Below are 12919 nucleotides of genomic sequence, written 5' to 3' on the forward strand. Positions count from 1 at the left end.
GGTTTTTCGAGGTGCAAAAATATAGATAATTTGAGATAACTTCCGAGCAGTGAATACCTTTTTGTTACTTTTTATAGATCTCGTTCCATTCGTAAATATCTTGAAAGATCGTACGATGAGCCAAAACTAACCACCGGTTTTCCGGAAGTTAGGTGCACACTACTGCATTCAGGCTACATTCGTTTAAAACTTGTTAACTTTGCAGGCTATGGGAATCCGATCAGTTTTGAGCAAACCGCTGGCTCAATTTGTCGTACAGCGGCAGCAGGAATGGATGCACCGGCCCGGCGAGACGCAGCAACGGTGGTTCCGGGCGCTGCTCGATGGCGCTCAACATACCGCCTTTGGCCGCGATCATCGGTTTAAGGACGTTCGTTCGTATGCCGACTTTCGGCAGGCCGTCCCGATCCACGATTACGAAGGACTCAAACCGTACATTGAACGAATCCGGGAGGGCGAATCGGATGTGCTCTGGAAAGGCAAACCCGTTTATTTCGCCAAAACGTCCGGTACCACGTCCGGCACGAAGTATATTCCCATCACGAAAGAGTCGATTCCCAACCACATCAACTCGGCCCGCGACGCCCTGCTCAACTACATCCACGAGACGGGCAAGGCAAGCTTTCTGGACAAAAAACTGATCTTTTTATCGGGAAGCCCCGAGCTGGTTGTCAAAAACGGCATCAACGTCGGACGGCTTTCGGGGATCTCGAACCACCACGTGCCGGCTTACCTGCGGACCAACCAGTTGCCCTCCTACGAAACCAACGTCATTGAGGACTGGGAGACCAAACTGGAAAAGATCATCGACGAAACGATCGCGCAGCCCATGTCGCTGATCTCGGGCATACCGCCCTGGGTGCAGATGTACTTTGACCGGATTCAGGCCCGAACCGGCAAGAAAATCAAGGATGTTTTTCCGGACTTTTCGCTGTTTGTGTACGGCGGTGTCAACTTCGAACCCTACCGGGCCAAATTGTACGAATCCATTGGTAGGAAAATAGACAGCATCGAAACGTACCCGGCTTCGGAGGGATTCATTGCCTTTCAGGATACGCAGACGGAAGAAGGGCTGCTGATGATGCTCAACAGCGGTATTTTCTTTGAATTTATACCGGCCGAAGACTATTTTTCCAGCAACCCGCGCCGGTTGACCATCGATCAGGTCGAATTGGGCAAAAATTACGCGGTGGTGATCAACAACAACGCCGGGTTGTGGGGCTACTCGCTGGGCGATACCGTCAAGTTTGTGTCCAACGACCCTTACCGGCTGCTTGTGACGGGGCGGATCAAGCACTTCATTTCGGCCTTTGGCGAACACGTCATCGGCGAAGAAGTGGAAAAAGCGCTGCAGTACGCCATGGAACAGCACCCGGAAACCGAAGTGGTGGAATTTACGGTCGCGCCGATGGTGTCGCCCGCCGAAGGCTTGCCCTACCACGAGTGGTTCATCGAATTTGCCACCCCCCCGAACAATCCGGAGGCTTTCGCCTGCGATATCGACCAGCGGCTCACGAAGTTGAACACCTACTACGACGATCTGATTTCGGGCAGTATCCTGCGGCCACTTAAACTGACGACTTTACCCCGCGAAACGTTCCGGAACTACATGAAAGCGCAGGGCAAGCTGGGCGGTCAAAACAAGGTGCCCCGGCTGGCGAACGACCGGGTAATTGGGGAAGGATTACTGCAAACCATGCAAACGGTATAAACCTGCCCCTAACCGAATCAGCAACCGGTAAATACCGTTCATTAAAATATCAAGCTTGATTTTACGTATTAATCCAAGAATGACCAGTCCCCAAAAACGCCATATCGCCATCCTCGGCTCGACGGGTTCTATCGGCACGCAGGCCATCGACGTGGTCCGGGCGCACCCGGATGCTTTTGAAGTCGAGGTCTTGGTAGCCAATACCAACGCCGACTTGCTGATTGAACAGGCTGCCCTGGTTCGCCCCAACGTGGTGGTGATCTGCAACGAAGACCGGTACGACCAGGTATTTGCCGCCCTCGATCCGCTGGGAATCAAGGTGTACGCGGGCGCCAAAGCCGTAGCCTCGGTTGTGCAGATGGACAGCATTGACATCGTGCTGACGGCGATGGTGGGTTACGCCGGTTTGCTGCCGACCATCAAAGCGATCGAGGCCGGAAAGCACATTGCACTCGCCAACAAAGAAACCCTGGTGGTGGCCGGTGAGCTGATTACCAAGTTGGCTCAGGAAAAAGGCGTCAGCATTTTACCGGTCGATTCGGAGCATTCGGCCATTTTTCAGTGCCTGGCGGGTGAATTTCACAATCCCATCGAAAAGATTATCCTGACGGCATCCGGCGGTCCGTTTCGGGGGAAGTCGCGGGAGTTTCTGAAAACCGTTACGAAAGCCCAGGCGCTGAAGCATCCCAATTGGTCAATGGGCGCTAAAATCACCATCGACTCCGCCACCCTGATGAACAAAGGCCTGGAAGTGATCGAAGCCAAATGGTTGTTTGGACTGGAACCCAAGCAAATTGAGGTGATCGTGCACCCGCAGAGCATCATTCATTCGCTGGTGCAGTTCCGGGATGGCAGCCTAAAAGCGCAGATGGGTTTGCCCGACATGAGGCTGCCAATTCAGTACGCGCTGGCCTACCCCAACCGGTTATCGTCGGATTTTCCCCGGTTCGACTTCGTAAATTATCCGTCCCTCACATTCGAACAGGCTGATCGTGAAACATTTCGTAACTTGCAACTCGCTTTTGACGCGCTCGAGCGGGGCGGAAATGTCCCCTGCATCGTCAACGCGGCCAACGAAGTAGCGGTTGCTGCTTTCCTGCACGACGAAATCGGGTTTCTGGAAATTTCTGAAATCATCGAAGAAGGCATGCAGAAAGTTTCGTACATCGCGCACCCGACGTACGAGGATTATGTACAGACGGACGAAGAAACCCGGCGCATCGCCACAGCACGAATTAAAAGTCTGGTTTAATTGTTTTTTAGATAAACCACCGTTAAATAGACGAATCTTCGAAAATTTTTTCATCACTCATCGTTATTGATCTATGGAATTCTGGGTTTGGTTTATCATCGGCCTGTTGATCGGTTTTCTACTGCTGAAAGTTTTTAAAAGAAGAGTATAAGCTTACGCTCCTGCGTATTCAAAAACTGTAATACAACAAATTATCAATTAAAAAAGCCGTCGGTTTACCGATGCAATTAGTTTAGACGAATGGAAATAGCAATCATGGCGGGACAGCTCATTCTGGGCCTGTCAATTTTAGTGGGTTTGCACGAGTTGGGGCACTTGCTGGCTGCCAAGGCGTTCGGGATGCGGGTAGAGCAGTATTTTATTGGCTTTCCGCCAAAAATCTGGAGCATCAAACGCGGTGAAACGGAATACGGTTTGGGTGCTATTCCCCTGGGCGGTTTCGTCAAAATTACCGGTATGATTGATGAATCGCTCGATACGAAATCTCTGCAAAGTGAACCGCAACCCTGGGAATTTCGCTCGAAACCCGCCTGGCAACGGCTGATTGTGATGCTGGGGGGTATTATTATCAACATCATCACCGGGATTGTTATTTTCGTAATCCTGACTTACAAAAACGGCGAAACGTACCTGGCGGCCCGCGATGCTGAATACGGTATTGTAGCCTACGATCTGGCCAAGGGAATCGGCCTGAAAACAGGTGATAAGATTGTTAAAATCAACGGAAGAGACTTTGAAGATTTCAGCGATATCCGTAGTTCGGAGGTTTTTCTGGGTTCTGATAGTTATTACACCGTGGAACGGAAAGGCACCGACGGTAAAGTTCAGCAGATCGACATCGACATTCCAAACGATTTTCTGGACAAATTATCGGATAAAAAGAACGCCGGGCAGTTTCTGGAAGCTGCACAACCCTTCCGGGTTGGTGAACTCGTGCCGGGAATGCCCGCTGAAAAATCCGGCTTGAAAAAAGGCGATGTCATCACCGCCGTTAACGGTCAGCCAACTCGTTTTTACCATGAGTTTCAGGGCGTCGTCAAAGCCAACGTTAACAAACCGATTACGCTGACGGTCAGCCGCCCGGGTGTTTCCCAGCCGGTTACGCTTAAAACAACCGTTACGGACAAAGGACAGATTGGTTTCGGGGCGGAGACGCTGCTGAAGAAAACGCATATCGATTACACCTTCGGCCAGGCGCTGGTCAAAGGAACAGGACAAGCTTTTGGCGTTTTCTACGATACCATCAAAGGCTTTGGTAAGATTTTCCAGGGCAATGTATCGGCTTCCAACGCCCTGAGCGGCCCGATTGGAATTGCCCAGAATCTGTTTGGCGGCATCTGGGAGTGGAACCGCTTCTGGTTTGTAACGGGTCTGTTGTCCATGTCGCTCGCGTTCTTCAACGTCCTGCCCATTCCGGCGCTGGACGGCGGACACTCAACGCTTCTGCTCTACGAAATTGTCTCGGGCCGGAAACCGTCTGACCGTTTTCTGGAAGGTGCACAACGGGTTGGAATGGTGATTCTACTCGGATTGATGGCGTTTGCAATCTTTAATGATGTCTTTAAAGCGGTATTTTAAATTGAAGTCAGTACACAGAGTTGATCAAAGATTCCCAGCGCATCAGAGGGTACGTCTCCGTTCCCCTCTGGCTTTCACGGGTCAACTCTGTGTACTTATTTTATTGCTTGGCTTATCGGCCAGCAAGCCGGCGCATCCGGTGCATACCAGCGTTACACAAATGCAGTACAATGCCGCGGAGAAGACTTTTGAGGTAAGTTTGCGAGTCTTCACCGACGACCTGGAAGAAGCCTTAACCAAAGAAAACAACAACCAGCGCGTCCGGCTGAACGATAAAGACGCCAACAATCCGCTGGTGGAGCGCTACATTCGCAGGCATTTCGGGCTGGCCAACTCCAGCCGTCAACGCAAACCATTCCGCTACCTGGGAAAAGAGCAGGAAATGGAGGCCACCTGGATTTACGTAGAAGTTCCTTACAGCGAACCCGTTGAAGGAAGCGTTCTGCAACAGTCCCTGCTGACTGAATTGTTCGATGATCAGGTTAATCTGGTCAATGTGTCATACCTGTCACAAAAGAAAACCGTTTTGTTCCGCAAAAGCAACACGCAGCAGGTTCTAACCTGGTAATAACGTATTATAAGATTGGGCCATTCCACGTTTTGAGTTTCATTTCCTTTTGCGTTATTTGTAATCGGCACCGGCAGCTCAGTAGTTTTTCTGCTGATAATCGTTTGGCACGCCCCTTGCGCTATCTATAAATCTTTGTTTCTCAGTATCTCTTAAGCCTGTATATGGCAGCAATTACTGCCACTTTGGCAGGCACCCAACTATGAGTATAAGTAATAGAAATAAATACGATACCCAATTATGGCTGGCTGAGTCGGATCTGGACAATCTCGAAATTGTTCCGCTGGGCTCAGCGGATGACGCCGACGAAGATTATATTGTACCCAGCGACCTGTCTATCCTTCCCGTCCGGAACACCGTACTGTTTCCGGGGATGGTGATTCCCGTGACGGTCGGACGGCAAAAGTCGATTAAATTAGTTAAGAAGGCTTATAAAGGAAATCGCATCATTGGCGTCGTTGCGCAGTCGAATCAGCAGAAAGATGAGCCAACGGCCGACGATCTTTACCGCCTGGGCACCGTAGCCTATATTATTAAGATGATTACCCTGCCCGACGGTAACATTACCATCATTATCCAGGGTAAGAAGCGGTTTGAGATTGTTAATTTCCTGCAGGAAGAGCCGTATCTGACGGCCAATGTGCGGCAAATTGACGACCACTTTCCCAATCCGAACCGCAAGGAGTCGAAAGCCCTGATTCAATCCCTGAAAGAATCAGCTTATAAAATTCTGCGTTTAAACCCGGAGATTCCGCAGGAAGCCCGGATTGCACTGGATAACATCGAAAGCCCGATGTTTCTGATGCACTTCCTTTCGTCGAACATTGAGGGCGAAGTGGCCGACAAGCAGAAATTACTGGAAACCACCGAAGGCGCCCAACAAGCCACGCTTTTGCTGGAGTTCATGCTGCGCCAAATCCAGTTGCTGGAACTGAAGCGCGAAATCCAGACCAAAGCCAGCTCGGATATTGACCAGCAGCAGCGCGACTATTTTCTGCGGCAACAAATCAAAGTTCTGCAGGATGAACTCGGGATGGACAGCCCCGACCGCGATCTGGAAGAAATTCGGCTTCGGGCGGCCCGGAAAAAGTGGCCAGCTTCGGTTCATGCCCATTTTGATAAGGAGCTGAACAAACTCCAGCGGATTAACCCGATGGCGCCGGAATATCCGGTCACCATGAATTACATCGAACTGCTGGTTGACCTTCCGTGGAGCGAGTATTCAAAAGATAACTTCGATCTGAAACGGGCGCAGAAAATACTGGACAGCGACCACTTCGGACTGGAGAAAGTGAAGGAACGGATCATTGAATACCTGGCCGTTCTGAAACTGAAAAATGACCGCGCTTTCGAAGGTATGAAAGCCCCGATTTTGTGTCTGTATGGTCCTCCGGGCGTTGGTAAAACGTCGCTGGGCCGATCGTTAGCCAAGGCGCTGGGCCGTAAATACATTCGGATGGCACTGGGCGGGGTTCATGACGAAGCCGAAATCCGGGGCCACCGCAAAACATACATCGGTGCTATGCCGGGTAAAATCATTCAGAATATTAAAAAAGCCGATTCATCGAACCCGGTTTTTATCCTGGATGAAATTGACAAGGTTAGTTCGGATTTCCGTGGAGATCCGTCATCGGCCCTGCTTGAAGTGCTCGATCCGGAACAGAATTCGACGTTCATCGACAATTATCTTGAAGTCGAATACGACCTCTCAAAGATTTTGTTCATTGCAACGGCCAACTCGCTTGACACCATTCATCCGGCCCTCCGCGACCGGATGGAAATCATTGAGTTGACGGGCTATACCGTTGAAGAAAAGATTCAGATTGCCAAGAAATACCTGATTCCGAAACAACGGAAAGAACACGGTTTGAAGCCCAAAGACCTGGTGGTCGACGACAAGGCCATTCAGCGGATTATTGAAGGCTATACCCGTGAATCCGGCGTTCGGACGCTGGAGCAGAAGATCGGGGCGCTCGTCCGCAAGGTTGCGAAATCCATTGCGCTGGAAGAAGACTATCCGAAAACCATCAAACCGGCGGATGTGGCCAAAATGCTGGGTGCTGAAATTTTCGACCGGGACCTGTATTCTGACGACGACATTGCCGGTATTGTGACGGGCCTGGCCTGGACGCAGGTCGGTGGTGAAATTCTCTTTATCGAATCGAGCCTGAGCCGCGGCAAAGGGAATCTGACCCTCTCGGGTCAGTTGGGCGATGTCATGAAGGAATCGGCGATTACGGCATTGTCGTACCTGAAAGCGCACTCGGAGCAGCTGGGCATCGATTACAACATCTTTAACCATTACGATCTGCACGTTCACATTCCAGCCGGGGCTGTACCAAAAGATGGCCCTTCGGCGGGTATTACGATGCTCACGTCGATGGCATCAATTTTTACCCAGCGCCGTGTGCGGCCGTTCCTGGCGATGACGGGTGAGGTTACACTCCGGGGGAAGGTGTTGCCCGTTGGTGGTATCAAAGAGAAGATTCTGGCGGCCAACCGCGCGGGCGTGAAAGAGATTCTGCTCTGCTCGAAAAACCGCAAGGATGTAGAAGAAATTAACCCAAGCTATATCAAGGATCTGACGTTTCATTACGTCGATACCGTCGATCAGGTACTGGAAACGGCTTTGCTGCCGCAGCAGGTTTCCAAACCTATGAAGTTTGTTTTTCCGAAGGATAAAGAGAAGGAAATCGAATCGACTCCCGAGAAGGTAACGGTTTTGTAGGCAACTCGCTTTAAGAAGAAAACCACCGCCCGGCTAACTTTTAGCTATCCGGGCGGTGGTTTTTCATTTTTTTGCCTTACTCACATTTGAAAGAGGGAAAGCCGATGAGTGGCTGGCCTTCCGTTCTGCGCTAGCACTGGCTAAATTAAGTACCAGCGACAGTGGCTTTTTCTCTCCAACCGGTAAAAAAACATCCTTTCCCAATAACTCAGGAAAGGATGTCTTGCACGCGTAATAAGTTACTTCAGCCGCTTCTTATTGCTTATCCCACCAGATGCGGGTGTATTGGGTATCCGGGCCCTGGCTAGCGATGACAGCGTTGTAATTGGCAGAATTCAGCGTTCCTTCCGTTGAAACCGGATAGGCTAAACGACGGGGAATGTCGGTACCGCCGTTGAGCGGAGAGGCCGCCGGCTTCAACACCGGATAACCCGTACGACGCCATGAGTTCCATGCCTGCGTTCCCTGGAAGAACAGAGCGATCCAACGTTGCGTGGCGATTTGCTCGATAGCTTTTGCATCCGTATAAGCAACATCTGCTTGAGCAATGTAAGCCGTGTAGGCAGCATCTGTATAAGCTGCTCCCATCCATTGTTGAAGCGAAGCTTTAACCGCCGATTCGTACAGCGCCTTGGCATCACCGGTAATCCAGCCCAATTTAGCCGCTTCGGCCTGCGCAAACAGTACTTCCGCATAGGTTACAACATTAACTGGAGCATTTTGCGCAGCAAGTGTTGAAGCCGCCAGCGAGAAGTTTTGAGCCGGACCGGCTGGTGGGAAGGCTGCGTATGGAGCACCCGTATACTCGCCCCGCTGGTTGGTAGCTGCTATGTAGGGCAAACGCGGATCGTTTACTTTCTTCAGGTAGTTGATAAACACGTCGCTAACGGCAAAATCTTTCCGGTTACCTGTCACGTAGTTATTATACAACGGGTTTTCGTTGTTAGCATCGGACAGGAAGGAATAGCGTACATTATCGGCATTGGAGGCTAAAACGCCATCAGCCAGAGCCGCCGTAAACTCAGCTTTCCCTTTGGTTGGATCGACCTTCGAAAGTTGAAGTGCCATCAGCATGCGTTGGGTTGCGGCAAACTTTTTCCAGTTCGTGGCATTCCCGTTCAGCAAAATATCACCTTTTACTGCAGCCCCACCATCGAATTGAGCGGCTGCTTCCTTGAACTCCTTGAACAGGTCGTTGTAAATATCCTGCTGCTTGTCAAAAGCTGGTGAAAAGTTTTCCGCACCTTTCAAAGCTTGCGTATACGGCACATCACCCCAACGGTCCGTAATCCACCGGTAGATATACGCTTTCAGAATCCGCGCAACCGCAATCTGGTTGTTATTCGAACCGTACGTTGCTACACTGGCTTTGGTAGCTGGATTTGTATTCTGATCAATGATCGCTTGTAGGTTTACCAGCGGACCTGAATATAAACCGTTATAACTGAAGTTGATCGTTTTGTACCGTGAATCCTCGATGTAGGTAACATCGCTGAACTGCTGTACGTATAGAGCCGGAACAATGTTAAAACCGCCCGGACCTACCTGGCTATTGGTTGTTCCAACGCCAGTTCGAATGGCTCCCGTAAACAAGTTCGCGGTGTTAGGTAACAACGGACTGTTTGGGTTGACATTCATTTCTTCGAAGTTGTTACAGGCTACTGTAGACAACATCAACCCTGCCAAAACAAGGGGCTTATAAAATTTCATAATGTCTGTTTTGAAAAGTTTGTTGTGACTGCAAGTCAGGTTAGAAAGCTCCTATTTCATAACGAAAATAGGAGCCTTTTCTATCCATTGTTTCGCATCTTTTAGAGGCCAAGACGCAGGTTGACACCGAACGAGCGAACCGGCGGCAACTGGCCACCTTCGTACCACAAAGTCTCTGATTCTGAGATGTCGATACCACCACCAACAGCGCTGTAAATCAGGAACGGGTTACGGGCAATCAGCGAGATGTTGGCTGATTTGATAAACTTACCGAGTATGTTTTTGGGCAGGTTGTAACCCAGAGCGATTTCCCGCATTTTGATGTAAGACTTGTCGTAAATCCAGTACTCGTTCAGGGCAAACAGCCAGCCTTCGTAGAGAGTCTGTGCATCAACCCGCGTGGTGTTCGGCTGACCGTCTTCGGTTACACCTTCTAACAAAACACCACCGCCCGTGGCCGGATCATCACGCAACGGCTTGCCCAACTCGTTCAGGCCAGCGGTTTCGGCACCCAGACCAGAGTAGTTGTTGAACATCTTGGTCGTCGAGAAGAATTTACCACCCGCAATGAAGTCGGCGTTAACACGCAAAGACAGCCCTTTATACGTAAATGTGTTCAGGAAACCACCTTTGAATTTCGGCAGAACCGAACCCAGGGGTACGTTTTCTTCCTTGATATACAAGCCGGCGTTGGAGCCGCTGCCGTATACCATGCGGTTCCCGTTTGCATCTTTCTTGATTCCCTGGCCAACCAGCAAGCCCCAGTCTTGGCCTTCGCGGGCGTTCAAGGTCAATGTACGCCACTGCGGACCATCAATCTGGTAGTTGGTTAAGCCATCCTGCAGTTTGACAACTTTCGAACGGTTGCGGTCCAGGTTGATATCAAATTCCCAGGTGAAGCCCGAAGCGGAACGAACCGGAACGGCGTTAATATGCAATTCCAGACCGCTGGTTTGAATCAGACCGGCGTTGATAACGGCATTGGTATAACCGCTAGTCGGTGTAACCGGGATCGGAATAATCTGGTTCTTGTTGTCGTTGCGATAGGCCGTAAATTCAAAGCCCAGTCGGTTGTTCAGGAAACGCAGGTCAATCCCTCCTTCATACGATGATGATAAACCGGGCTGCAGACCAGCGTTTGGCAGCGTTCCGGGCAGAAACAACGTAGCGTTGCTGCCGTAAGCCGTACCGGAGCTATACGCCAGGGCCGTTTGGTAAGGTCCTACGTCAGTACCAACCTGTGCATAACCCGCGCGAATTTTACCGTAGGACAAGATGTTGTTCTGCGGAATGAGCTCGGAGAACACCAGACCCGCAGAGATGGAAGGATACAGGTACGAGTTGTTAGCTTTCGGCAGGGTTGATGCCCAGTCATTCCGAATGGAAGCTTCCACAAAAACAAAGTCTTTGTATCCAACGCTTACGTTTCCAAAAAGGCTGTTTACCTGCCGCTCATACAAGTAATTGTTCGCTATTGGCCGGTTGATTGAAGCGGCAATGTTGTAGAAGTTCGGTGCAGAAAGACCACCCACGGTTGCCTGAAGCTGACCTTCAATCCGGTTGTAACGGATGTTACCCCCTACGTTTGCAACCAGTGACCAGTCTGCAATTTCCTGGTTGTAGCTTACCAGTGCTTCGTAGTTGTTTTCCCGGGCGCTTGCTCCAAACGTTGCATAAGCACCCAGCCCACCGGCGTTCAGAGTTCCCTGCGCAACGCGTGATTCCTGGTTAAAGTAGTTCTGATCGCGACGAACCGTGGCCGAAGCCTTCAAGAATGGCGTAAATTCATACGTTAAGCCCAAGTCACCGAACAGCCTGTCGCTCCGGTTGGTGTTTGTATTTTCATACACCTGCGTATACGGGCTGTCCCAGTATTTTGGACGCGCGTCGGTGGGACCGCCGATGTTCCAGCTCCGGAATGTACCATCCGGGTTTCTGTAGTTACGCAGATCATCAATGCTCAGCTGACGCTGGAACCACTGGTTAAATGAACCAACGGTTTGGTTGTACCCGTTCAGCGTTGCGTTAGAAATCCCCAGCGGGCTATTGGAAGGCGTCGTACCCCCCGAAGAACCGTAACGGTCAGCCGGTAGGTTGTTCGTTTTGAACGCCGTGTAATTGATGTTCAGGTTGGCCGACAACTTGCTGCCAAACTTGATCGTATTTTTTGCGCTTATGAAATCGCGGGTTTGCGATGAATTCGGAATAATACCGTTGTTGATAATGTGCGAGTACGAAATCCGGCTTTGGAACGCTTCCGTGCCGCGCGAGAAAGCAATGTTTGTGTTGTTGCTGATCGGCTTGGCGAAGAAATCACGCACGTTGTTCGGGTTGGCCGAGTAAGGCGTCAATTGACCGAACTGTGGTCCTTGCTGCCACGAAAAAGCCGAACGGTGCGGTTGATTATCAATCCGGGGCCCCCAGCTTTCGTCAGCGGAGTAATCCAATATGCGCTGTCCTTGGTAGTCAGCCCAGGAAGCCGGGTGAATCTTGGGATCAAATTCAAACGTTGCCCAGTCCTGAGAATAACCACCACCGTATTCGTTCTGGTAATTCGGCAGCATACCTACCATATCAAGCGTTGTGCTGTGGTTGATATCCAGCTTGGTTTCACCCGCTTTAGCGCGCTTGGTCGTGATGACAATTACCCCGGCAGAAGCCCGGTTACCGTACAGAGCCGTGGCCGAAGGTCCTTTCAGAACGGAGAGGTTTTCCACATCGTCCATGTTCACCTGGCTTACATCGGTCGGCGTTCCATCGACAACGTACAGCGGATCTCCGCCCGTCAGCGAGTTGACACCCCGGATCCGGATGCTCGGGCTACCAAATTTAGCCCCTGACTGACCCAGAACCTGTACACCGGCAATTTTACCGGCTAGTGCATTGGCTACGTTCTGATCACGGGCGATGTTCAGTTTCTCCTGTTTCAGTTCCTGAACCGCATAGTTAAGGGCTTTCTTTTCCCGCGAGATACCAAGGGCCGTAACCACCACTTCCTGGAGCGTTGAAGCATCCGGTTCCAGTACGACATCAACGGTAGAACGGTTACCGATCGAAACGTCGGTTGTCTTAAATCCAATGAAGGAGAACGATAAAGTTGCGGCATTGTCCGGTACGTTGAGCGTGTAAGTACCGTTGACATCGGATGTAGCTCCGCGGGAGGTTCCCTTTACCACAATGTTAACACCGGGAAGGGGAGAGCTGTCTTCGCCTGAGGTCACCTTCCCCGTAATCGTACGATTTTGGGCAAGAGTGATGCCCACTGTACCAAGTAGGCACAGCGAGGCCATCAGTAAACGTTTTAACATGTTTTTAGCTTAGGTTAATGAACAATGTAATCTTATTCGAAAGTGAAATTACTACAAAATTTTC

The 12919-nt window shown here is 50.6% G+C and carries 7 protein-coding genes; 5 read left to right on the top strand and 2 right to left on the bottom strand.

Going from position 1 to position 12919, the window contains the following annotated elements:
• The first annotated feature begins 208 nt into the window (after positions 1-208).
• From OQ371_RS06365 to lon, 5 genes are all read left to right on the top strand, one after another.
• Positions 209-1711 (top strand): GH3 auxin-responsive promoter family protein, encoded by a 1503-nt coding sequence (locus tag OQ371_RS06365; protein WP_265992946.1) that lies wholly within the window; start codon positions 209-211, stop codon positions 1709-1711.
• 79 nt (positions 1712-1790) lie between these two features.
• Positions 1791-2963, top strand: coding sequence for a 1-deoxy-D-xylulose-5-phosphate reductoisomerase (locus tag OQ371_RS06370; protein ID WP_265992947.1), 1173 nt, complete (start codon positions 1791-1793; stop codon positions 2961-2963).
• Positions 2964-3203: 240 nt separating this feature from the next.
• Positions 3204-4541: an RIP metalloprotease RseP gene (rseP, locus tag OQ371_RS06375; protein WP_265992948.1), complete on the top strand. Its 1338-nt coding sequence runs from the start codon at positions 3204-3206 to the stop codon at positions 4539-4541.
• Between the two features lie 103 nt (positions 4542-4644).
• Positions 4645-5109, top strand: coding sequence for a DUF6702 family protein (locus tag OQ371_RS06380; protein ID WP_310586618.1), 465 nt, complete (start codon positions 4645-4647; stop codon positions 5107-5109).
• Positions 5110-5311: 202 nt separating this feature from the next.
• Complete coding sequence (gene lon, locus OQ371_RS06385; RefSeq protein WP_265992950.1) at positions 5312-7837, top strand: endopeptidase La; 2526 nt, start codon at positions 5312-5314, stop codon at positions 7835-7837.
• 255 nt (positions 7838-8092) lie between these two features.
• Here the strand turns inward: lon and OQ371_RS06390 are convergent, their stop codons facing one another.
• Together OQ371_RS06390 and OQ371_RS06395 are read right to left on the bottom strand one after the other, a co-directional pair.
• Complete coding sequence (locus OQ371_RS06390) at positions 8093-9547, bottom strand: SusD/RagB family nutrient-binding outer membrane lipoprotein (protein ID WP_265992951.1); 1455 nt, start codon at positions 9545-9547, stop codon at positions 8093-8095.
• Positions 9548-9648: 101 nt separating this feature from the next.
• Entirely contained in the window at positions 9649-12855 is a 3207-nt protein-coding gene (locus OQ371_RS06395) for a SusC/RagA family TonB-linked outer membrane protein (RefSeq protein WP_265992952.1), read from the bottom strand.
• Between the last annotated feature and the right edge of the window lie 64 nt (positions 12856-12919).

This window comes from Larkinella insperata, assembly GCF_026248825.1.
GTDB lineage: Bacteria > Bacteroidota > Bacteroidia > Cytophagales > Spirosomataceae > Larkinella > Larkinella insperata.